We start from the raw sequence: 21,582 nt of genomic DNA, 5'->3' as shown, positions 1-21,582 counted from the left end.
GCCATGACGTGGTCGATCGTGGCACGCGACCCGGACAGCGGGCATTTTGGCATCGCCGTGGCGAGCCGGTTCTTTTCGGTCGGCTCCGCCGTCCCGCATATCCGTGGTGGTGTTGGCGCGATCGCCACGCAGGCCTTTGTCAGCCCCCTTTACGGTACGGACGGCCTGAAGATGTTGGCGGAGGGTTTTGCGCCCGACGCCATCATCGCCGCCCTGACGCAGCGTGATGATGGCCACCAACAGCGCCAGATGCATCTGATTGACGCTGCGGGACGCAATGCCGCCTTCACCGGCGAAAAATGCATCGACTGGGCCGGGCATCTGGTCGAGGACGGCGTGTCCGTGGCCGGCAACATGCTGGCCGGGCCGCAGGTCATCGAAGAGACCATGCGTGTCTATCGCGAGGGCACTGCTAAGCCGCTGGCGGAACGCCTGCTCGATGCCATGGATGCCGGTGAAACGGCGGGCGGCGACAAACGCGGCAAACAGTCTGCGGCGCTCGTTCTTTACCGCGATCAGGATTACCCCTGGCTCGATATTCGCGCCGACGACCATGCCGATCCGCTGGCCGAGCTGCGCCGGCTTCTCACCGTCGCGCAAGAACGTTTCCTGCATGTCACTGACACCATGCCGACACGCCAAAATCCCCACGGTCTGACCGACCGGACGCAAATCGACCGCAAGATTGCGGCGCTGGAAGCGGAACGCGAGGCCAAGGGCCTTCCATCTGCATCCTTCGCAAAACCATGGAAGCCCCTATGACCAATGCTCCCGTTCTGTCCGTCCGCAATCTCACGACATCCTTCAGGACCGGCGATGGCTGGAAGACCGTCGTGCGCAATATTTCCTTCGATGTGAATGCCGGTGAAACGGTGGCCATCGTCGGTGAATCCGGCTCCGGCAAATCCGTCACCTCGCTGTCGATCATGCGGCTTCTGGCGCAGGGTTCCAGCCGTATCGAGGGTGAAGTCCTTCTGAACGGCCAGAACATTCTGGCGCTTTCGGAAAAGGAAATGCGTGGCGTCCGCGGCAATGATGTCGCGATGATCTTTCAGGAGCCGATGACATCGCTGAACCCGATTTTCACGATCGGCCGGCAGATCTCCGAGGTTCTCATTCGGCACAAGGGCATGACCCAGACCGAAGCGCGCGCTGAAACCGTGCGCCTCTTGGAGAAGGTGCGCATCCCCAATGCCTCGTCGCGTTTCGACGAATATCCACACCAGTTTTCCGGCGGCATGCGCCAGCGCGTGATGATCGCCATGGCACTCGCTTCCAAGCCAAAGCTGCTGATTGCCGACGAGCCGACGACGGCGCTCGACGTGACCATTCAGGGCCAGATCCTCGACCTGATCAAGATTTTGCAGGAAGAGGAGGGCATGTCTGTTCTCTTCATCACCCATGACATGGGCGTCGTCGCCGAAATCGCCGACCGCACCATCGTGATGTTCCGTGGCGATCAGGTCGAGGCCGGTGCCACCGAAGACATTTTTCTCCGTGGCCAGCATCCCTACACGCGGGCGCTTCTGTCGGCCGTGCCGAAACTCGGCTCGATGGAAGGCCGTCAGCGCCCGACGCGGTTCCCGATCGTTGACGTGAAGACAGGCGAGGCAGCCGAGCCGATCGAATTGTCGGATACGGTCGGCAAGGGCAAGACGCCGCTTCTGGCGGTGAAAAACCTGATCACTCGTTTCCCGGTGCGCTCCGGCCTGTTTTCGCGCCAGACCGGCGCGGTGCATGCGGTGGAGAACGTTTCGTTCGACCTGTTCAAGGGCGAGACACTGTCGCTGGTCGGTGAAAGCGGTTGCGGCAAGTCGACGACCGGTCGTTCGATCATGCGGCTAATCGAGCCGACCTCGGGCGAGGTATCGCTCGATGGTTATGACGTCATGCGTCTCGATCAGGTTGGTCTTCGCAACATGCGCAAAAGCGTGCAGATGATCTTTCAGGACCCGTTCTCGTCGCTCAACCCGCGTATGAGCGTCGGCTCGGCGATTGCCGAACCGTTCATCAAGCACAAGCTCGGCACGGCAAAACAGGCGAAGGAAAAGACCGCTGACCTCTTGGAAAAGGTTGGCCTGTCAGCCGACATGGCGGATCGTTATCCGCACGAATTTTCCGGTGGCCAGCGTCAGCGTATCGCCATTGCACGGGCGCTTTCGCTCGATCCGAAAGTGATCGTGGCGGATGAAAGCGTGTCGGCGCTGGACGTGTCGATCAAGGCGCAGGTCTGCAATCTGCTGCTCGATCTGCAACAGAACCTCGATATCGCCTTCCTGTTCATCTCCCACGATATGGCTGTGGTCGAACGTGTCAGTCACCGGGTGGCGGTGATGTATCTGGGCGAGATTGTCGAGATCGGTCCACGCGCATCGGTGTTCGGAAATCCGCAGCATCCGTACACGAAAAAGCTGATATCGGCGGTGCCCGTGCCCGATCCGGCACGTCGTGGCGTTCGCCGCGGCATTTCCAACGACGAGCTGAAAAGCCCGGTGCGCGGCATGGATTACCAGCCGCCGGTTCGCGAGTACCGGGAAGTGTCGGAAGGCCATCTGGTGCAGCTGGGCTGACGGACAGGTTCAGGCCTTGGCCCGGCGATCGTTGAGAAACGCCCTGACGCGTTCTGCGTCAGTGGCGGTTGCCGGGGTGAAAATCATCAGGCCGAGATCCGGCCGGCCATCGACCGCGAAGGACGAATATTCGAAGGCCAAATCGCCGGCCGTGGCATGGCGCATGCGTTTGAAACCTTCGCCGTAATTCTGCAGATCGTAATCCTCCCAGATCGCCGCGAATTCCGGGTGCTGGGCGCTGAGTTCATCGACCAGCGCCTGCACAGCCTGCGGATCGCAGGTGCGGACCGCTTCTGCCCGGAAAGCGGCGACGGCATTGCGGGCATCTATTTCCCAATGCGGCATGACCTTGCGGGCATGGCGAAACACCAGTTTCAGGATGTTGCGCTCGTTCGGTTTCAGCGTCGCGTAGTCGTAGAGAACGGCGGATGCCGCGTCATTCCAGGCGACCACGTCCCAGAGCGCTGTGCGCACCAGCGCCGGGCTGAATTCCATCGAATCGAGAACCCGTTGCAATTGCGCCGAAACCGGCTCGAATGGCAGCCGTCGTATCTCCGGCAGCCGGTGCTGGGCGAGCAGGAATAGGTGTTCGCGTTCGACGGCATTCATGCCCATGGCGCGAGCCAGACGGTCGAGCACATCGGCAGACGGCGCTCCACCGCGGCCCTGTTCCAGCCATGTGTACCATGTGGCGCTGACATTGGCGCGCTGGGCGATCTCTTCGCGGCGAAGGCCGGGCGTGCGCCGCCGTGCGGTCTCTATGCCGAAATCACTCGGATCGAGTTTGGCCCGCCGGTCGCGCAGGTAATTGCCTAGCAGATTTTCGGCAGTCGTGTTGTCCGTGGATGTCTCGATCGGTGGCATGGATATCAGCCTGTTAGTCGCGATACCGGTATAAGGTCACGGCTTTTAACCCGTAAGCCTCGGCTCTAGTTGACGATTATCAGCATAGAGCATGAGGATTTCATATGCGCGTCTTTGTAACGGGTGCAACGGGTTTTGTCGGATCGGCCGTCGTCCGCGACCTTCTCGATGCCGGCCATCAGGTTTTAGGGCTTTCCCGCTCCGATGCCGGTGCGGCGTCGCTGGAGGCGGCCGGTGCCGATGTGCATCGTGGTTCGCTGGATGACCATGCCAGCCTGCGGGCCGGTGCGGCCAAGGCCGATGGTGTCATCCATACCGGCTTCAACCACGATTTTTCGAAATTTAAGGAAAGCTGCGAGGCCGATCGCTATGTCATCGCTGCGCTGGCCGATGAACTCGTCGGTTCCGACCGACCCCTTCTGGTGACCTCTGGGACCGGGCTTCTGCAGCTTGGCCGCCCGTCGACGGAAGACGACGCGCCGAATGTCGGCTCCTCGGTCATTCCCCGTGTCGCTTCCGAAGAGGCGACGATGGCTGCGGCTGAACGCGGCGTGCGGGCCTCGCTCGTGCGGCTCCCTCCATCGGTTCACGGTGTTGGCGATCATGGTTTTGTGCCGCTGCTGATCAATCTGGCGCGGCAGAAGGGCGTTGCCGCGTATGTGGGTGATGGCGAGAACCGCTGGCCGGCCGTGCATCGGCTGGATGCGGCACGGCTTTACCGGCTGGCTCTGGAACATGGTGCGGCCGTGCCGCGCTATCATGCCGTGGCGGAGGAGGGCATCGCCTTCCGGAAAATTGCCGAGCTTATCGGGCGACATCTGAATGTTCCGGTCGTGTCGAAGACGGGCGATGAAGTCGCCGACCATTTTGGCTGGTTCGCCCATTTTGCCGGCATGGATTCGCCGGCATCGAGCGCGCAGACTGCGGTTCTGTTCGGCTGGAGGCCGACGCAGCCGGGCCTGCTCGCCGATCTCGATCAGGACGCCTATTTCGCCGGTTGATGGCCCATGGCGCGAATGGTCAAATCAGCCTCAACCCCTTGAGGCTGGCATGGCCGTCCTTGCCGATGATGATGTGGTCATGCACGGCAATCCCGAGCGGTTTGGCCGTGTCGATGATCGTTTTGGTCATGTCGATATCGGCGCGGGACGGGGTCGGATCGCCACTGGGATGATTGTGGACGAGCACCATGGCCGTTGCCGAGAGTTCTAGCGCGCGCCGCACCACCTCGCGCGGATAGACCGGTGTGTGATCGACGGTGCCGTGCCCCTGCACCTCGTCGGCAATCAGGGCGTTGCGCTTGTCGAGGAAGAGGATGCGAAACTGTTCGCGGGGCTCATGGGCCATGGCCGCATGGCAGTAGTCGATGACCGACGACCATGACGACAGCACCTGCTTTTCACGAAGCTCGCTTTTGAGCATGCGCTGGCCGACTGTGGCGACGAGTTTCAGGTCCAGCGCGACATTCTCGCCGATACCCTTCACTTCCTGCAAAAGGCCAAGCGGTGCGCCGAGCACGCCCGCGAGATTGCCGAAACGGGCGATCAGGATTTTGGCGAGCGGCTTGGTATCCCGCCGTGGGATGGACCGGAACAGCAGCAGTTCGAGGATTTCGTAGTCCGCGAGCGAGGTATCGCCATGGTCGCGATATTTGTCACGCAGGCGTTCGCGGTGGCCGTGGTAATGCGCCGGTGGCTCCGTTGCGCCGCTTACCTCTATGGCTTTCTTGATATTGTCGCGCCGACCTGCCTGTTCGGCAAAGAAACCGCGTTCGTCGACAAAAGCTTCATCCGCCTCCGCTTCGTCTGCGGAATTATCACCGTCGGACAAGAGGGAGGCGGGAGGTTTTGCCATGTCAGCCCTGTAGTGGTGGCAGACCGGGGCGGTCGAGGCCGCCCGGCGACAGCGTGAAGATCTCGCAGCCTGTGGCGGTGACGCCGACGGCATGTTCGTATTGTGCCGACAGAGAACGGTCGCGGGTGACGGCCGTCCAGCCATCGCTAAGCACTTTCACATGAGGCTTGCCGAGATTGATCATAGGCTCGATGGTGAAGATCATGCCTTCGCGCATTTCCGGGCCTTCGTCGGCGCGGCCGTAATGGAGGATGTTGGGCGTATCGTGAAAAATCTGGCCGACACCGTGGCCGCAGAAGTCGCGCACGACGGAGCAGCGCTGTGCTTCCGCATAGGTCTGGATGGCTTCACCGATGGCGCCGATACGAGCGCCGGGGCGAACTGCGGCAATGCCGCGCATCAGGCATTCATGGGTTACTTCGAGAAGCCGTTCGGCGGCACGCTTGATCTGGCCGACCGGATACATGCGGCTCGAATCGCCATACCAGCCGTCGAGAATGTAGGTGACGTCGATGTTGACGACATCGCCTTCGCGCAGCGGCTTGTCATCCGGCATGCCGTGGCAGACGACATGGTTGAGCGAGGTGCAGACCGAATATTTGTAGCCGCGATAGCCCAGTGTCGCAGGCAAGGCGCCATTGTCCATGCCGAATTCGAAAACGAAACGATCGAGCGCATTGGTGGTGACGCCGGGCTTGACGAGCGACGCCAGTTCATCGAGGCAGCGGGCGGTCAGTTGCGATGCCTTGCGCATGCCGGCGAAATCCTCGGTCGTATAGAGCCGGATTGCGCCAGTGTTCTTCAAGGGAGCGGAAACCGCGTCGATGTAACTTACCATTGCCAAGCCTTCATGATATTTCCCTCTGTTCATAAAGGAGTGGGACGGGGTTCGTCCATTACCTTGATTTAGGGGAGGCGGATTTGTGGTGAGATTCGGCTTTAAAGAAGCTCTTCCACCGCAATCAGTCGCGTCGCCAGGATTTCCTCCGGCGACACCTCGCAGGCCAGCGCATAGGCTTCGACGCCACGGGAGGCGGCTCGTCTAAAGGCTGCGGCGTAGACCGGATCGAGATCGCCACAGATACGCAAGGCATCGCAATCATTGCGCTGGATAACGTAGAGCATCACGGCGCGGTGGCCGGCCTCGACCATATCCCCGAGTTCATCGAGATGACGGGCGCCGCGTTGGGTGGCGGTGTCGGGAAATTCGGCAAGACCGGGCGTGCGCACGAAATGCACGTTTTTGACCTCGACATAACAATCCGGCCGACCGTTTCCCGAGAGCAGGAAATCGATACGTGATTTCAGTCCGTATTTCTGCTCGCGCTTCAGGAGATCGTAGCCGGAAAGTTCGGGCACGATACCGGCAAGGATGGCTTCTTCGGCAAGCTTGTTGGGCAGGCCGGTATTGATGCCGACGGTTGTGTCATCCGCCTCGATCATCTCGAACATGTGGCGATATTTGCGGGTGGGGCTGTCGTGTTCGGACAGCCAGATGCGTGAGCCGGGTGTTGTCAGGCCGCGCATCGAGCCGGTGTTCGGGCAGGAGCCGGTGATGGTCGAGCCGTCTTCCAGCACGGCATCGAACAGAAAACGTTTGTAGCGGCTGATCAGCGTGGCCGGCACGAGGGGAGATGAGAAGAGCATTCCTGTACTAACTTAGGAGCGGACGAGGACGTAGGTGCCGGGCGCATCGCCAAGCGGTTTCAGCTTGCCGTCACCCGGCTGGCGGGCAGGAACCTGGGTGTCGTCTTGCGCGGTGATCCATGCCTGCCAGTGCGGCCACCATGAGCCTTCTTCGGGATAGGCGGCGCCGATCCAGTCATCGAGCGTGCCGGAGAGTGGTGCGCCAGACCAGTACTGGTATTTTTTCCGCTCCGGCGGATTCACCACGCCGGCGATGTGGCCGGAAGCGGCCAGCACGAATTCGGTTGGGCCGCCGAACAGCATGCTGCCCTTGAAGACGGACTTTGCAGGCGCGATGTGGTCGTCGCGTGTGGCGAGGCTGTAGACGGGTATCTTGATGTCGGAGAGCGAGATCGGCTGGCCGGCCAGTTCCATCTTCCCCAGGCTCAAGGCGTTATCGAGATAGCAGTTGCGCAGGTAATAAGCGTGGTTGGCCGGCGTCATGCGGGTGGAATCGGCATTCCAGTGCAACAGGTCAAAGGGCAGGGGATCGCGGCCCTTGAGATAGTTGCTGACGACATAGGGCCAGATCAGTTCCGAGGCACGCAGCATGTTGAAGGCCGTCGCCATCTTCGAGCCGGCAAGATAACCGACATCGGTCATGTGCTTTTCGAGGATGGCCAACTGTTCCTCGTCGACAAACACTTTCAGGTCGCCGGCATGGGTGAAATCCACCTGTGCCGCCAGAAAGGTGGCGGACACGACGCGCGGCTGGCGCGATTTCGGTTTTTCGTTTCTGCGGGCAAGGGCAGTGGCGAGCAGCGTGCCGCCGACGCAATATCCGATGGCGTTGATATTCCGTTCGCCGCTAGCGGCATAAACCGTCTTCAGCGCGAAATCGACGCCGTCGTTGATGTAGCTTCCCCAGCCCATCGCCGCGTGGCGCTCATCCGGGTTGACCCAGGACACCATGAACACGGTATGCCCCTGTTCCACGCACCAGCGGACAAAACTTTTCTGCGGCGTCAGGTCGAGGATGTAGAACTTGTTGATCCATGGCGGAATTATCAGCAGCGGCCGTTTGAATACGTTTTCCGTTGTCGGCGCGTATTGGATGATTTCGCAGATTTCGCTGCGGGCGACGACCTTGCCGGGGGTGATGGCCAGATCGCGACCGAGTTCGAAACGGCTTTCGTCGGTCTGGCGCAATCGCAACTCGCCGCCGCCTTTCGCAATATCCTCGGCCAGCATGCGCATGCCCTGCACGAGGTTGATGCCGCTGGAGGCGACGGTCTCGCGAAACACTTCCGGGTTGGTGAGTGCGAAATTGCTGGGGGAAAGCGCCGCTGTCACCTGCCGCAGATAGAACTCCGCCTTGTGGCGGGTGTGTTCATCGAGATCCTGCGCCTGCTTGACCAGTTGTTCGGCCCACGCCACTGTCACCACATAGGCCTGCCGAAGCACGGCGAAGAACGGATTTTTCGCCCAGTCTTCGTCGGAGAATCGCTTGTCTTTTGGCATTTCCGGTTCCGGCGGCACCGGTTCTCCGGAAAAGCGTGCGACGGAGCGCGACCAGATGGCCATGTAGCTGGAGAGAAGCAGGGTCTGCGCTTCGAGCGTCCGCTGCGGTTCGGCCATCCAATATTCTGCCACTTTGGAGAGCGTCTTGATCAGGTCGGTCAGTGGGTCGAGCGTATCCACAAGCTCGCCGCGCTCGCGGGGCCCGAGCCATTCCGTCGCGGCCTTGCCAAAATTTTCGGCGGCGCGGGCAATATTCATGGCAAGCGTGTGGGGATCCTTGACCAGATAGGCGTCCACGGATGCGGGATCGAACCCGGGAAAACCCTGGTTTTCCGTATTGCCGGTCTGGTCTTTTTTTGCGCTCACGCTGGCCGTCCGGTCTCTGTTGAATTAAAGTCCATTTTCGTTTGTATATGGCGCTCGAAAGCGAATACAAGTCCAGCGATTGGCGTTCGCCAACAGACGTTTCGATGAAAGGTGGACGCAGGGAATGGAAAAAATGAGGCATGGGTTCGGCAGACTGGCTTTCGTGGCTGCCCTGATCGCCATTCCGGTGGGTGTCTCCGGCTGCAATTCCTTTGCGCTGGATGACGGCATTCCCAACACGGCGCCGCAGGCGACTGTCGTTTCGACACGCGCCGTCACTGCCGGTCCGGTCGCGCGCAGGCAGGGCACGGGTTATCCGACTTTCGACGGCAAGCTGACCGCCGCAAATAGCCAGATCGATGATGCGGAATATACCAGCCAGGAATCGCAGATGTCTGCCCTCGGGCGTGCCCGCAGCAATGGTTCCATCTCCGAGCGGGAATATCAGCAGCGCGTGGCCGAACTGCAGGCCGTGGCGACCGGTCACGTCACTGAAGCTGACGCGAAAATCTCGGGCCAATAGGCTTGCGTTTGCGCTAATTTGGTCGCAAAGCACGCCTCCAGCCTGATGTGAGCCGCATTGGTTGCGGTTCAAGGCTTTTATCCTTCCAAGGGGAGAGACATGGAAGAGTTTCATAAGGTCCGGCGCCTACCGCCCTACGTCTTCGAACAGGTCAACCGTTTGAAGGCCAGCGCGCGAGCGGGTGGCGCGGACATTATCGATCTCGGCATGGGCAATCCCGACCTTCCGACCCCGAAGGCAATCGTCGACAAGCTGTGCGAAGTGGTTCAGGATCCGCGCACGCACCGTTATTCGTCGTCCAAGGGCATTCCCGGTCTGCGCCGGGCGCAGGCCGCTTATTATGCCCGCCGTTTCGGCGTGAAGCTGAACCCGGATACGCAGGTCGTCGCCACGCTCGGTTCCAAGGAAGGCTTTGCCAACATGGCGCAGGCCATCACGGCGCCGGGCGATGTCATCCTTTGCCCGAATCCGACCTATCCGATCCACGCCTTCGGCTTCCTGATGGCCGGTGGTGTGATCCGTTCGATGTCGGTCGAGCCGGACGAAAGCTTCTTTCCGCCACTCGAGCGCGCGGTCAAGCATTCGATCCCCAAGCCGCTGGCGCTGATCATCAATTACCCGTCCAACCCGACGGCGCATGTCGCCACGCTGGATTTCTACAAGGACGTCATCGCGTTCGCGAAAAAGCATGAGCTGATCGTGCTGTCCGACCTTGCCTATTCGGAAATCTATTTTGACGAAAACGCGCCGCCGCCTTCTGTTCTGGAAGTGCCGGGTGCGATCGATGTGGCCGTCGAGTTCACCTCGATGTCGAAAACCTTCTCCATGCCCGGCTGGCGCATGGGCTTTGCCGTCGGCAACGATCGCCTGATCGCTGCGCTGACGCGCGTCAAATCCTATCTCGATTATGGCGCATTCACGCCGATCCAGGTGGCCGCGACGCATGCGTTGAACGGTGACGGTACCGACATTGCCGAAGTCCGCAATGTCTACAAGCGGCGCCGCGACGTGATGGTCGACACCTTCGGCAAGGCCGGTTTCGAAGTGCCGCCGCCGGCGGCCACCATGTTCGCCTGGGCAAAGATCCCGGAAAAATTCCGCCATCTCGGCTCGCTTGAGTTCTCCAAGCTGCTGGTCGAGAAGGCCGATGTGGCCGTGGCGCCGGGCATCGGTTTCGGCGAGCAGGGCGATGATTACGTGCGTCTCGCACTGGTCGAAAATGAGCACCGCATCCGCCAGGCTGCGCGCAATATCAAGAAGTTCATGTCGACTGCCGACGAGACCATGCACAATGTGATCTCACTCAACGCGCATCGTTGATCGAACTTCTATCCGTGGCCGGATGAGCTTCCGGCCACCCCCGCCTTTGAAAACAAAAAATCAGGATAAAGACAGATGGCAGACGCCCTCAAAATCGGCATCGCGGGTCTTGGCACCGTGGGCTCGTCCCTGGTGCGCATTCTTGGCGAACGTGCAAACGAACTCGCCCGGACATGTGGACGCCCGATTACGATTACGGCGGTCAGCGCACGCGACAAGAGCCGTGATCGCGGCGTCGATCTGTCTGCCATCCAGTGGTTCGATTCGGCAGTCGAGATGGCGAATACCGCCGATATCGACGTTTTCGTAGAGTTGATGGGTGGTGCCGAAGGTGCTGCCGACCAGTCGGTGCGCGCGGCCCTTTCGCGCGGCCTGCATGTCGTTACCGCCAACAAGGCGCTTCTGGCACGCTGCGGCGTCGAACTCGCTGTCATGGCGGAAGAAAAGGGCGCGCTGCTGAACTACGAGGCGGCCGTTGCCGGCGGTATCCCGGTTATCAAGGCGCTGCGTGAATCGCTGACCGGCAACACCGTGTCGCGCGTCTACGGCATCATGAACGGCACCTGCAATTACATCCTGACCCGGATGGAGAAGGAAGGCCTGTCCTTCGAGGCGTGCCTGAAGGAAGCGCAGCATCTCGGTTATGCCGAAGCCGATCCGACCTTCGACATCGAGGGCAATGATACGGCCCACAAGCTCGCCATCCTGACGACACTCGCCTTCGGCACGCAGATCGCGGCCGACGAGATCTATCTCGAAGGCATTTCCAACATTTCCATCGAGGATATTCAGGCGGCAGCCGACCTCGGTTATCGCATCAAGCTGCTTGGCGTCGCGCTGCGCACCGATACCGGTATCGAGCAGCGCGTGCATCCGACCATGGTGCCGCATGACAGTGTTATCGCGCAGGTCGATGGCGTCACCAATGCGGTGGCGATCGAATCCGACATTCTCGGCGAATTGCTGATGGTCGGCCCCGGCGCCGGTGGTAATGCGACCGCCTCGGCCGTGCTGGGTGACATCGCCGACATCGCCAAGAGCCGTCCGGGCGCCCAGCGCGTGCCGGTGCTCGGCAATCCGGCCTCGACGCTTGCGCCTTACACACAGGCCCAGATGCAGAGCCATGAAGGTGGCTATTTTATCCGCCTGACGGTTCTCGATCGGGCCGGCGTGTTTGCCGATGTGGCGACCCGCATGGCCGACAACGGCATATCGCTGGAATCGATCGTGCAACGCGCCAAGGGATCGGAAACGGACTCCAAGACGATCATCCTCGTGACCCATGCAACGACCGAGCAATCTGTCCGTCAGGCGGTTGATGCCATCAAGTCGGGAACGTATCTGGCGGGCGAACCGCAGGTGATACGCATCGAACGCCCCAAGGCGTTTTAAGAACAGCTGAGCCGCTCACAGATATTTTACTTCTACAGCATGTCTGCATCTAAAGTATGAGATGCAGACATGTGCCGCGTTGCGGCAAAGCTCCCGAACTGCATTAAGATTATTTTTGGTAAGATCTTACCCGTAAATCCCTCGGGCTGGTTTTGTATTTGGGTTTGAGATATAAAAACCTACAACCAGAAAATACGGGAGGCTCTCTGAAATGTCATTGGGTGTGGCGGAAGACCTGTCACGTTTGATCGTTGAAGCGGCAACGGACAGGATTGCCGATATTCGACTGCTCGAAGGCTGGAAGGGGAGCGAAAGCGACGATGATTTTCAGGGCACGCGCAATTGGGCGGCGCTTCTGGTTCTTCTGTCGGTTCCGGCGTTTTTTGTGATGGTGATCTCGCTCATCGTCTGGCTGATCTAGGCCTTTTCCGGCCCGGCCTGCCTTTCTCTGCGGTCACTTTTTTCCGTGGCCTCTTGTGGCTGTGCGCCGTCATGATTCGCCAGCCCATTGTGGGGTGTGGGCTGAATAGGCTAGATGGCTTTCATGAGCCCAAGCCCGATCATGTCGACTGCCACCGAACCTGCCGATCCGATTGCCCGCGCCTTTCTTGGCGTCGAAAAATCTGTCAGTGACCAGCGCTGGATGGCGCGCCTTGATCAGGCCGGGTTGAACCGCGCTCTGGCGATGTCGCAGGTGCATGGAATTCCTGAGCTGGTCTGCCGCGTTCTGGCGGGGCGTGGCGTTGGTGTGGACGAGGCGCCGGCCTTTCTGGATCCCACCATCCGGTCACTGATGCCGGACCCCTACACACTGACTGATTGCGAAAAAGCCGCAGCACGTCTGGCCGATGCGGTCATGCGCGGGGAAAAGATCGCTATCTTCGGTGACTATGATGTCGACGGCGCTTCGTCCTCGGCGCTGATGTCGCGTTTCCTGCATCATTTTGGACTGTCGAGCGAAATCTACATTCCCGACCGTATCTTTGAAGGTTACGGACCCAATCCGGCCGCCATCCGGCAACTGATCGCCAATGGTGCCCAACTGATCGTCACCGTCGACTGTGGCTCGACCAGCCATGAGTCGCTTGCCGTGGCGCGTGACGAAAACTGTGATGTTGTGGTGATCGATCATCACCAACTGGGTGAAGATCTGCCTCCATGCCTGGCGCTGGTCAATCCGAATCGCGAGGACGATCTTTCGGGGCAGGGGCATCTGTGCGCCGCCGGTGTCGTGTTCCTCGTTCTGGTGGCGACCGCACGGATACTGCGGGAGCGAAAACATCCGCAGGCGGGCGGGCTCGATCTGCTTGCCTGGCTGGATATCGTGGCGCTGGCGACGGTCTGCGATGTCGTGCCGCTCAAAGGGTTGAATCGTGCCTATGTGGTCAAGGGCTTGCTGGCGGCGCGGCACATGGGCAATGCCGGCCTTGCCGCGCTTTTCCGAAAGGCGGGGCTGGCCGGGCCGGTGACACCCTATCATCTCGGTTTCCTGATCGGGCCGCGCATCAATGCCGGTGGCCGTATCGGGGATGCGGCGCTTGGAAGCCGTCTGCTGACGCTGGATGACGGTCCGGCGGCAGATGTGATTGCCGAGCGGTTGGACGACCTCAACCGGGAGCGCCAGGCCATGGAGGCCGCCATGCTGGCCGAAGCCGAGGGCGAGGTGTTGGCCGAATATGGCAATGGCGACAACGCATCCGTCATCATTACCGCCAATCAGAACTGGCATGCCGGCATCGTCGGGCTGATCGCCGCTCGTATCAAGGAAAAGTTCAAGCGGCCGGCCTTTGCCATCGCTTTCGATCCGTCAGGGCGCGGAACCGGGTCCGGGCGCTCCATTCCGGGCTTCGATATGGGCAGGATGGTGCGTGCGGCCGTGGATGAGGGCCTGCTGGCCAAGGGCGGTGGGCATGCCATGGCTGCCGGCTTGACTGTCGATCGTGCCAATCTCGGCAAGCTGCGCGCCTTCTTTGAGGCGCGTGCTGAAAAAGATGTGCCGGGCCTGGTCGCCAATCATATGCTGAAGATCGATGGCGCGCTGTCGGCCTCCGGTGCGACGCTGGAACTTATCGATCGGATGGAGCAGGCGGGGCCTTACGGTTCGGGCCACTCGCAGCCGGTGTTTGCGTTGCCGTCACACCGGATCGTCGATTCGCGCACCGTCGGAGCATCGCATGTGAAGGTAACGCTGGAAGCCGTCGATGGCAGCCGGATCGACGGAATCAGTTTTCGTTCGGCCGACACGCCGCTCGGGCAGTTGTTATTGAATGGTCGTGGCACGCAGGTGCATGTGGCTGGCAACCTGAGTGCCGATCACTGGCAATCGAGCCGCCGTGTTCAGTTGCGCATTCTGGATGCCGCAAGATCGCTCTGAGAGGGGCGATCTGTTTCAACAGGACAGACGTTGGCCGCGAAGCCTTTTTGATATTCTGACAATTGCTTTTGGAGATGGGAGTGGCACGCCCTAGGGGAGTCGAACCCCTCTTTTCAGAATGAAAATCTGACGTCCTAACCGATAGACGAAGGGCGCATGCCGTTCCGCATTTGCTGCGGTGGCTGCCTTATAGTCAGGGTCTTTGAATGCCGCAAGCGGTAAAATGATCATTCGCACGAATTTGTTCGCAAAAATGTCATTGTCCTGCAAAGGTTGTGGAAGAATAGGGCAGCGCACAGAGATTGTTTAAGAAAAACAGCGGTTTGGCGCGATCAAAGCAGATCGCGATACAATGTGGGCAGCCTGTTGAAGAGCTGGGGATAACCAGTTTCAAAAGCGGATCGGATTGTACTGATGAAGGAAGTGGCCGGATTTTACTCCGCCCCTACGACGTGATTATCACGCCGCTACCGTGGCAGACTTTTGCACCGCCGCTCTCACATCACCAGAAAGCCGACTGGAAAACACCGATTTTCATAGTTTCAAACCGTATGGTGCTTTGCTGCAATTCGCTTTCACCCACGCCGTATCTGACGAGGTGATTTGGATTGCGCCTGTTGCATTACTCGTCGGTGTCCAAGAGCTGACAAAAAACTTGAGATGTAACAGTAAGGGGCAATGGGCATTTCGGGCTGCACATTTTGCACGCCTCGCCGAGGATGCACCATTGGCCGTCAGACACTTGCAAATTGGGAGCGACGTCTTGGGCGAGGGCACCTGCGACCGGGCTGCGCGCCATGCCTATTCCGTCGCGCTACGTGAGCGCTGCTTCGACAATGCGGATATGCTGCCGTGCCTGACCAGCCCATAGTCGTGAATCGACATTGCGCAGTTACAAATAAAACCACCTGAATGCATATGGCAATTATCGCGCAACGCTCCTCTCCGACTGATGAGGAAAGCGGTCGCTTATGTGTGTGCCGCGTCCCATCCATAGAGGACTGGCCATATGAAACGACGGTTTTCCGCATCTCGCGAGACAAAGTGCAGACAGTTTTCATCGACTGATCATGAGGAGAGGCTCTTTCACGAACTGCGCCTTCCTTCAGGCTCAAGCGAAACTGACGCCGGGCAACTACCCCCAGCTTCGAGACAGCATCCTGTCGTCTCGACAGCTCAGCCGCAAGGCAATCAGCAGAAAGGACTGGCGGTAGACCCACAGCGAAATGACGCAGAGAGCGCTCTATTGGAATTTGTCGCTGCGGCATTTCTCTTCTGTGTGGTGGTTGTTCTCTATTGCAGTCTTATGCTTGCGATTGATCAAGTGCTTCCACAGCCGTATTTCTGGTGGCTATCGGCGTTGTAGCTGCGCTCGACCGAAGACCGATCATGATCGTCTTTAGCGAAACCTATATCGCGTATGCCAAAAAAAGGCGGGCTGGATTTAGGTTCCATGCCGTTTGCGTTGGTCGTGGTCGGCCGCTGACCCTGTTTCCGACCGAAGGGCAGGCGACCGGTTTCGAGATGCTCTGGCAAAGCGTAAGATAACAAGCATCCGTTTCATTAAGGGCAAACCTCTAGGACTGGAGGCCGCTCACATCCAATATGAGCGCAACACCATATTTCAGTGAAACGATGCAAGTGGTGCGGTTGAATAGTCATACGCCGGGCGTAGCCTCAAGCCTGTCGATCGTGTGGCTGAGTGCGGCCGTCGAAATGCCGAGATCAATGGGTGATGCGCGGAATGTCCAGCATCGCACGATTGCCGTTTTCGGATAATTCAGACTTACTGCTCAATTGTCCCGATCTGCTCATCACCTCATGCGATTTTGTCCCACTTATCCACGCAATTGTCCAGTGCTAGCTATTGGGACATGCAAAGGAGAACGCTCATGACGCAAGCTCTACCGAAACCAATCGCGGACTTTATCGAGGCCAATGCAAAGCTTGATGTGGACGGGATGTTGAGACCTTTCACGGGCGATACCATCGTTCTCGACAACGGTGGGCGTCACGAAGGCCATGCCGAGCTACGGGGTCTTTTTGAAGACGCGGTCATCCCCGTAAGAGCAATCTTCACGCCCGATACCGTTCGCAACGAGGAAGACAAGGTGGTGGTCGAAGGCCCAGCCCATGGGGATTTTCCGGGCAGCCCGATCCGCTTCACTTATCGCTTCACACTCGAAAACAACCTCATCAAGGCCTTGGAGATCACGGCATGACCGTAAAAATCGATCCGACCGAGTTCGCAGGAAAACGCGTGCTTGTCAGCGGCGGTACCAAGGGTGCGGGCCGCGCCACCGTCGAGCGTTTCCTGGCCGGCGGCGCGCAAGTTGTCACCGCCGCCCGTGGAACTCCTGAGCCGATCGACGGCGTCGAGTTCGTCCAGGCGGACTTGACCACGGCCGAGGGTGGAGAGCTGGTGGCCAAGGCGGCGCTCGAGCGATTGGGTGGGATTGATATCCTGGCTCATGTCATGGGTGGATCGTCGGCACCGGGCGGCGGCTTTGTCGCTCTGACGGACGACCACTGGCTGGCAGAACTGAACCTTAACCTTTTGGCCACGGTTCGTCTTGATCGCCTGCTGATCCCGCAGATGATCGAACGGGGCGAAGGTGCAGTCGTGCATGTCACCTCCATTCAGTCGGTGCTTCCTCTCCCCGAGGCCACAACCGCCTACGCTGCCGCCAAGGCCGCATTGAAGACCTACAGCAAGTCGATCTCCAAGGAGCTTGGGCCAAAGGGCGTCCGGGTCAACGTGGTCTCTCCCGGCTGGATCATGACCGAGGCGTCAGTCCATTTGCTTGAGCGATTGCAAGCCGCCAATGGCGGGACAATCGAGGACGCACGGCAGGTTGTCCTTGACAGTCTCGGCGGAATTCCGATCGGGCGCCCGGCCGACCCGCATGAGGTCGCCGATCTCATTGCCTACCTGGCCTCGGATCGCGCCGCTGCGATCCACGGAGCCGAATTTGTCATCGACGGCGGCACCGTCCCGACCGTTTGATATCTGGCCATATCTTTGATCAGGCGGGTGCGTCCCATCCGCCGATCTGGGAATAGATCGCGTTGCGAAGGTGTCGGACGTCCTGGTTGAGAGCCGCCAGTTCCTGTGGTGTCTGCGTGGACGACTTGAGCAGTGTGTCGCCAAGGCATCCTGCCTTGTGTTGCAAAGCCCGACCTTCCTCGGTCAATGCGATCAACACCTGTCGCTCGTTGTTCAGGTTTCTATTTCTGGCCAGCAAGCCGGCATTCTCGAGTCGCTTCAGAAGCGGCGTCAAGGTGCTGGATTCCAGGGCAAGCGCATTGGCGATGGCGCCTACGGTTTGCTCGTCCTTGCTCCACAATACGTTGAGTACAAGATACTGGGGATAGGTCAGGCCTAATTCGTCAAGCAACGGCTTGTAGGCGCGCTGGATGGCTATGCCTGCGGTGTAGATCGCGTAACACAGCTGGTCTTCTAGGGGTGGCGGATCGTTATGGCGTTTTGTCATTTCGTAACTCCTGTCCTGCCTCATATAACCGGTCTGTCCCACAAAACAATATCACGATAAGAATTATCTTGACGCGCTTTAGGGGTTGTGTCAGTTGTATGTATATCGCGATAACAGTTATCGTATTTTAAAGGGAGAAAGCCATGACCAAAACAACCGCCACCATTGCCGCAATCGCCGCTGCATTGTCCGCAGCCACGTCGCCGAATGCCGCCGATACCATCGCCGCTGATCAGTCAGTCAAGAACGTCGTGCTCGTCCATGGCGCATTCGCTGACGGCTCCGGCTGGAAGGGCGTCTACGACAACCTCACCCAGCGCGGCTATCGCGTTACCATCGTCCAGAACCCGCTGACATCTCTCGAGGATGACGTCGCCGCCACCAAACGGGCGCTTGAGCGTCAGGATGGTCCGGCCATTCTGGTCGGGCATTCATGGGGTGGCACGGTCATCACGGAAGCCGGCATCGATGCAAAGGTTGCGGGCCTCGTTTATGTCTCCGCTCTCTCGCCTGATGCCGGCGAAACGACGGCTCAGCAATATGAAGGATTTGCGCCTGCAGCGGAATTCGTCATCGAAACCACCAAGGATGGTTTTGGCTATGTCAGCCCGCAAAAGTTCAAGGCGGGTTTCGCCCATGATGTCAGCGACGCAGACGCCGCCTTCATGAGAGATGCGCAGGTGCCGATCAACATGTCTGCTTTCGGCACGAAGCTCGAGCATGCGGCCTGGCGCACCAAGCCGAGCTTTGCCGTCATCGCCACCGAAGACAAGGCATTCGATCAGGCCATGCTCATCCACATGGCTGAACGCATAAAGGCAAAGATCACCAAGGTCTCGGCAAGCCACGCTCTGTTCATGACCCAGCCAAACGTCATCGCGGACACTATCGATCAGGCCGCAAAAGCGGTCTCAGCGGATAAGCAGTGACCAATGCATTTTCGTCATCAGGACAGCAGCAGCTGTTCTGATGACGACAAGCAGCTTCCGTCAGGCCAAGTGGAAAGATCGGAGCATACAGAACGCGCGTCTCCTGCTTGATCCACTACGCCGGCGCGAGGTCGGCGCTGTTTCAGCGTCATTGTAAGGGCCCCGGATTTACCCGCTTCATCAACAATATCCAACAGAAAGCAAAACAGGATGCGGATACTTATCGTGGGTGCCGGCATCGCAGGTCTGGCAGCGCACCGCGCATTATCGCTGCGCGGCTTCAATCCTTCGCTGATCGAGCGGAATGCGTTTGCTGGCGCGGGCGGGGCAGGACTGTTTCTCCCGGGCAATGCGGTAAGAGCCATAGGACAGCTTGGGCTGCTTGATGCTTTATTGGCGGATTCGCATCCCGTCACCTGCCAGCGATTTTGCGACGAGAACGGCCGTTTGCTTAACACTGTTGATACAGATGACCTCTGGCGCGATGTCGCGCCATGCCGATCAACCAAACGCTCCACACTCTGGGGTCTGCTGAAAGGCTCGATGGCCAATGATGTTGTGCAATATCGGCAAATCGTGAATGCCGAAAACGATTACGGGGGCTGCCAGGTCTTCTTTGAGGATGGTGAGGTTGCTGAGTATGATCTCGTAATCGGTGCGGACGGCGTTAACTCGACAATCCGAGACATCGCCTTTCCTCAGGCGCCTTCGCCTGTCTACGTCGGCAACGTATGTTGGCGCTTTCTCTTGCCGAATGTGTGTGGGATTGAAGATTGGACAGTCATGTTGGCGGCCAACAGGAGCTTGTTGGGCAAGCCAGTCTCATCGTCCGAACTTTACGTCTATGCCGATTTGTCCGTGCCTAAGAAGAATGTCGAATATTACTCCTCATCGACGAAGTTGGAGCCGCTTTTCGCGGATATGGCTGGGCCGTTGTCGTCCGCCCTGAGACATTCCATTGATGCCGATGTGCATTTTGGTGAGTTGGTACGCCTACGCATGACGACATCGCATCGAAATCGCGTCGTGCTCATTGGGGATGCGGCACATGCCTCTCCACCCAGCATGGCGCAAGGAGCAGGCATGGCTTTAGAAGACGCCATCGTGCTTGCAGATGAATTGGCACGGACGAAGGATGTCGTCACGGCGCTGGGGCGCTACGAGGCCCGACGCGAGCAGCGTGTCGACTGGGTGCATCGCCAAGGTATCGTTCGTGACAAGATGCGCCGTTTGCCACAACCGGTGAGAAATGCCCTGCTTCGCTTTGCAGGGACATCTCTCTATAATCGTGCCTACCGACTGCTCCAGGAGCCAATCTAATTCACTTGAGACGAACGAATTGGTTTGTTCTGCAATTGCCTTTTCTTGCAAATCTAGCATTTTTTCCTATATTGTGCCTGCAAGAAGTGGACGATGTAGTGAAAGATGTTTTAACAACGGCGAAGGCTGCGGAGCTATTGGGCGTTTCCACCCGAACTGCGCAGCTATGGGTGGAAAGTGGCCAGCTTCCATCATGGAAGACGCCCGGTGGACATAGACGCATTCCTCGTCAGGCTGTGCTTGATCTCGTGGAGACCCCGGACCACTCGGATCCGCTGGTGCGAGCGCACGCAATCATTCTCGCTGGCGAAGGGCGAGGAGAGCAATGGCGTCTTGTCGGGCTTCCCGCTCTTGGCTTGCTGGTTGATGTCGCAGATACTACCGACACTGCCCGAGCTTGGCTCACGGCCATTCCGCCCATGCTCATCATTGTCGAAAATGCAGATCAAGACGATCGCAGGAAATTGGTATCATCCCTCGAAAGGGATGCTCGGCTTAGCAAAACGACGATCATAACTTCGGCTGTCAGAAGCGCCGCTGATCCGGTGGCAGCGGGTACCAACCTGATCCGCACCAAAATGCTGCCCGATGTCTTGTCGACCGCTGAGATGATCGTCGACTACTTGTTGTCGAAAAGGGGCGGGAAAAAAGAGCCTGCCGCTTTTCGCACACCGTGGAATGAACATGCACGGTTGGAGGCCGTGGCGCAGTCTGGCCTGATTGGATCAGCTCCTGATCTCGGATTTGATCGCCTCGTCCGCTTGGCGGCGCATTCTACTTGTGCACCTATCGCTATGTTCACATTGATCACCGAGAACGAGCAGTGGTTCAAGTCTCGTGTCGGATTTGCGGGCGATGCAACGCCGCGGGAATGGGCATTTTGCAATGAGACGCTCGTTGCCAACGAGTTGACCGTGCTTGAAGATCTTACAAGACTAGACAATCTGGCAGAAAATCCGACGCTCTCAGCTCCGTACGGCTTTCGCTTTTACGCCGGCGCACCGGTTAGAGACCCGCTTGGCTTCATCCTAGGTTCGATATGCGTCATCGACGTGGTCCCTCGTCATCTTAGGGAAGTAGAACGTGAGGCGATGATGACGATCGCCGATGCGGCATCTAACCTGATCCGCAATAGGGTGCTGGAGCATGAACTGCAGGATTTTCGTGGGAGCGGACACTAAGGCAGTCAGCCGATGCTGGAGCGCCGGTACATGTGGCGGTTTCCTCGCGGTCGGACGGGCACCGGAACGCTGCTGGTGGCAAGTTTGGCATCCGTCATTGCGCAACTGCCCTCATGGTTCGAACACTAAAATACCCGTCACCCCGCATAAGGCATTTGGGTATCGCTCGCCTCGTGAGCTCTTAAACCGTCAAACAGAAACCTGATCCTGTCCGGTTTTCAAGGGTAATTCGACGTGGAATTCCCTGA

At 59.0% G+C, this 21,582-nt stretch carries 19 protein-coding genes, 1 tRNA gene and 1 pseudogene; 13 read left to right on the top strand and 8 right to left on the bottom strand.

What is annotated here, in order from left to right; all coding sequences use genetic code 11:
* The first annotated feature begins 3 nt into the window (after positions 1-3).
* Entirely contained in the window at positions 4-762 is a 759-nt protein-coding gene (locus tag GAO09_RS25385) for a DUF1028 domain-containing protein (RefSeq protein ID WP_153359033.1), read from the top strand.
* Positions 759-2,570, top strand: a complete 1,812-nt coding sequence (locus GAO09_RS25380) for an ABC transporter ATP-binding protein (RefSeq protein ID WP_153359031.1) — start codon at positions 759-761, stop codon at positions 2,568-2,570. Before GAO09_RS25385 ends, GAO09_RS25380 begins: the two co-directional genes overlap by 4 nt.
* A 9-nt stretch (positions 2,571-2,579) precedes the next feature.
* On the opposite strand, the gene GAO09_RS25375 is transcribed toward GAO09_RS25380, so the two are convergent.
* Entirely contained in the window at positions 2,580-3,434 is an 855-nt protein-coding gene (locus GAO09_RS25375) for a helix-turn-helix transcriptional regulator (protein WP_153359029.1), read from the bottom strand.
* Positions 3,435-3,538: 104 nt separating this feature from the next.
* Between GAO09_RS25375 and GAO09_RS25370 the strand changes: the two genes are divergently transcribed.
* Positions 3,539-4,435 (top strand): SDR family oxidoreductase, encoded by an 897-nt coding sequence (locus GAO09_RS25370; protein WP_153359027.1) that lies wholly within the window; start codon positions 3,539-3,541, stop codon positions 4,433-4,435.
* 19 nt (positions 4,436-4,454) lie between these two features.
* Here GAO09_RS25370 and radC read toward each other — a convergent pair whose 3' ends face one another.
* The 4 genes from radC to GAO09_RS25350 form a co-directional block, all read right to left on the bottom strand.
* Positions 4,455-5,288 (bottom strand): RadC family protein, encoded by an 834-nt coding sequence (radC, locus tag GAO09_RS25365; RefSeq protein ID WP_153359026.1) that lies wholly within the window; start codon positions 5,286-5,288, stop codon positions 4,455-4,457.
* A gap of 1 nt (position 5,289) precedes the next feature.
* Positions 5,290-6,126, bottom strand: a complete 837-nt coding sequence (gene map, locus GAO09_RS25360) for a type I methionyl aminopeptidase (RefSeq protein WP_153359024.1) — start codon at positions 6,124-6,126, stop codon at positions 5,290-5,292.
* Between the two features lie 101 nt (positions 6,127-6,227).
* The gene (sfsA, locus tag GAO09_RS25355) at positions 6,228-6,935 is read right to left on the bottom strand and encodes a DNA/RNA nuclease SfsA (protein ID WP_153359022.1); all 708 of its coding nucleotides are present in this window, start codon (positions 6,933-6,935) and stop codon (positions 6,228-6,230) included.
* 12 nt (positions 6,936-6,947) lie between these two features.
* Entirely contained in the window at positions 6,948-8,801 is a 1,854-nt protein-coding gene (locus GAO09_RS25350) for a PHA/PHB synthase family protein (protein ID WP_324184752.1), read from the bottom strand.
* Positions 8,802-8,925: 124 nt separating this feature from the next.
* Between GAO09_RS25350 and GAO09_RS25345 the strand changes: the two genes are divergently transcribed.
* The 5 genes from GAO09_RS25345 to recJ all read left to right on the top strand — a co-directional run bounded on the left by GAO09_RS25345 (position 8,926) and on the right by recJ (position 14,410).
* Positions 8,926-9,324 carry a hypothetical protein gene (locus tag GAO09_RS25345; RefSeq protein WP_153359020.1) on the top strand — a complete coding sequence of 133 codons (399 nt, stop codon included), beginning with the start codon at positions 8,926-8,928 and terminating at the stop codon, positions 9,322-9,324.
* Between the two features lie 99 nt (positions 9,325-9,423).
* On the top strand, positions 9,424-10,644 hold the full coding sequence (locus GAO09_RS25340; RefSeq protein ID WP_153359019.1) for an LL-diaminopimelate aminotransferase: 1,221 nt from the start codon (positions 9,424-9,426) through the stop codon (positions 10,642-10,644).
* Between the two features lie 75 nt (positions 10,645-10,719).
* The gene (locus tag GAO09_RS25335) at positions 10,720-12,036 is read left to right on the top strand and encodes a homoserine dehydrogenase (protein ID WP_153359017.1); all 1,317 of its coding nucleotides are present in this window, start codon (positions 10,720-10,722) and stop codon (positions 12,034-12,036) included.
* A 211-nt stretch (positions 12,037-12,247) separates the two neighbouring features.
* Positions 12,248-12,457, top strand: a complete 210-nt coding sequence (locus tag GAO09_RS25330; protein WP_153359015.1) for a hypothetical protein — start codon at positions 12,248-12,250, stop codon at positions 12,455-12,457.
* Positions 12,458-12,580: 123 nt separating this feature from the next.
* Complete coding sequence (gene recJ / locus GAO09_RS25325; protein ID WP_235938501.1) at positions 12,581-14,410, top strand: single-stranded-DNA-specific exonuclease RecJ; 1,830 nt, start codon at positions 12,581-12,583, stop codon at positions 14,408-14,410.
* Between the two features lie 81 nt (positions 14,411-14,491).
* Here recJ and GAO09_RS25320 read toward each other — a convergent pair.
* Positions 14,492-14,566, bottom strand: a tRNA-Glu gene (locus GAO09_RS25320).
* A gap of 1,505 nt (positions 14,567-16,071) precedes the next feature.
* Positions 16,072-16,194, bottom strand: a pseudogene (locus tag GAO09_RS30615) (helix-turn-helix domain-containing protein); the annotation flags it as partial.
* A gap of 108 nt (positions 16,195-16,302) precedes the next feature.
* Here GAO09_RS30615 and GAO09_RS25315 point away from each other — a divergent pair.
* The gene (locus GAO09_RS25315; protein WP_153359014.1) at positions 16,303-16,632 is read left to right on the top strand and encodes a nuclear transport factor 2 family protein; all 330 of its coding nucleotides are present in this window, start codon (positions 16,303-16,305) and stop codon (positions 16,630-16,632) included.
* Positions 16,629-17,417, top strand: a complete 789-nt coding sequence (locus tag GAO09_RS25310; RefSeq protein WP_153359012.1) for an SDR family oxidoreductase — start codon at positions 16,629-16,631, stop codon at positions 17,415-17,417. Before GAO09_RS25315 ends, GAO09_RS25310 begins: the two co-directional genes overlap by 4 nt.
* A gap of 19 nt (positions 17,418-17,436) precedes the next feature.
* On the opposite strand, the gene GAO09_RS25305 is transcribed toward GAO09_RS25310, so the two are convergent.
* A complete protein-coding gene (locus tag GAO09_RS25305) occupies positions 17,437-17,904 on the bottom strand; it encodes a MarR family winged helix-turn-helix transcriptional regulator (RefSeq protein ID WP_153359010.1) in 468 nt (155 codons plus the stop codon).
* A gap of 143 nt (positions 17,905-18,047) precedes the next feature.
* Here GAO09_RS25305 and GAO09_RS25300 point away from each other — a divergent pair, with 143 nt between their 5' ends.
* From GAO09_RS25300 to GAO09_RS25290, 3 genes are all read left to right on the top strand, one after another.
* Complete coding sequence (locus GAO09_RS25300) at positions 18,048-18,833, top strand: alpha/beta fold hydrolase (protein WP_153359008.1); 786 nt, start codon at positions 18,048-18,050, stop codon at positions 18,831-18,833.
* Positions 18,834-19,043: 210 nt separating this feature from the next.
* Positions 19,044-20,153: an FAD-dependent monooxygenase gene (locus GAO09_RS25295; protein ID WP_153359006.1), complete on the top strand. Its 1,110-nt coding sequence runs from the start codon at positions 19,044-19,046 to the stop codon at positions 20,151-20,153.
* A 5-nt stretch (positions 20,154-20,158) separates the two neighbouring features.
* Positions 20,159-21,334 (top strand): helix-turn-helix domain-containing protein, encoded by a 1,176-nt coding sequence (locus tag GAO09_RS25290; protein WP_153359004.1) that lies wholly within the window; start codon positions 20,159-20,161, stop codon positions 21,332-21,334.
* Positions 21,335-21,582: the final 248 nt, after the last annotated feature.

The organism is Endobacterium cereale (genome assembly GCF_009617585.1).
Classification (GTDB): domain Bacteria; phylum Pseudomonadota; class Alphaproteobacteria; order Rhizobiales; family Rhizobiaceae; genus Neorhizobium; species Neorhizobium cereale.
Note: the sequence above shows the minus strand (reverse complement) of the source record. Positions and strands in the feature narration are given on the sequence as shown.

What these genes read in the sequence shown, in the direction of transcription:
- GAO09_RS25385 (WP_153359033.1), top strand. Translation starts at nt 4, where the DNA reads ATGACGTGGTCGATCGTGGCACGCGACCCGGACAGCGGGCATTTTGGC.
- GAO09_RS25380 (WP_153359031.1), top strand. Translation starts at nt 759, where the DNA reads ATGACCAATGCTCCCGTTCTGTCCGTCCGCAATCTCACGACATCCTTC.
- GAO09_RS25375 (WP_153359029.1), bottom strand. Translation starts at nt 3,434, where the DNA reads ATGCCACCGATCGAGACATCCACGGACAACACGACTGCCGAAAATCTG.
- GAO09_RS25370 (WP_153359027.1), top strand. Translation starts at nt 3,539, where the DNA reads ATGCGCGTCTTTGTAACGGGTGCAACGGGTTTTGTCGGATCGGCCGTC.
- radC (WP_153359026.1), bottom strand. Translation starts at nt 5,288, where the DNA reads ATGGCAAAACCTCCCGCCTCCCTCTTGTCCGACGGTGATAATTCCGCA.
- map (WP_153359024.1), bottom strand. Translation starts at nt 6,126, where the DNA reads ATGGTAAGTTACATCGACGCGGTTTCCGCTCCCTTGAAGAACACTGGC.
- sfsA (WP_153359022.1), bottom strand. Translation starts at nt 6,935, where the DNA reads ATGCTCTTCTCATCTCCCCTCGTGCCGGCCACGCTGATCAGCCGCTAC.
- GAO09_RS25345 (WP_153359020.1), top strand. Translation starts at nt 8,926, where the DNA reads ATGGAAAAAATGAGGCATGGGTTCGGCAGACTGGCTTTCGTGGCTGCC.
- GAO09_RS25340 (WP_153359019.1), top strand. Translation starts at nt 9,424, where the DNA reads ATGGAAGAGTTTCATAAGGTCCGGCGCCTACCGCCCTACGTCTTCGAA.
- GAO09_RS25335 (WP_153359017.1), top strand. Translation starts at nt 10,720, where the DNA reads ATGGCAGACGCCCTCAAAATCGGCATCGCGGGTCTTGGCACCGTGGGC.
- GAO09_RS25330 (WP_153359015.1), top strand. Translation starts at nt 12,248, where the DNA reads ATGTCATTGGGTGTGGCGGAAGACCTGTCACGTTTGATCGTTGAAGCG.
- recJ (WP_235938501.1), top strand. Translation starts at nt 12,581, where the DNA reads ATGAGCCCAAGCCCGATCATGTCGACTGCCACCGAACCTGCCGATCCG.
- GAO09_RS25315 (WP_153359014.1), top strand. Translation starts at nt 16,303, where the DNA reads ATGACGCAAGCTCTACCGAAACCAATCGCGGACTTTATCGAGGCCAAT.
- GAO09_RS25310 (WP_153359012.1), top strand. Translation starts at nt 16,629, where the DNA reads ATGACCGTAAAAATCGATCCGACCGAGTTCGCAGGAAAACGCGTGCTT.
- GAO09_RS25305 (WP_153359010.1), bottom strand. Translation starts at nt 17,904, where the DNA reads ATGACAAAACGCCATAACGATCCGCCACCCCTAGAAGACCAGCTGTGT.
- GAO09_RS25300 (WP_153359008.1), top strand. Translation starts at nt 18,048, where the DNA reads ATGACCAAAACAACCGCCACCATTGCCGCAATCGCCGCTGCATTGTCC.
- GAO09_RS25295 (WP_153359006.1), top strand. Translation starts at nt 19,044, where the DNA reads ATGCGGATACTTATCGTGGGTGCCGGCATCGCAGGTCTGGCAGCGCAC.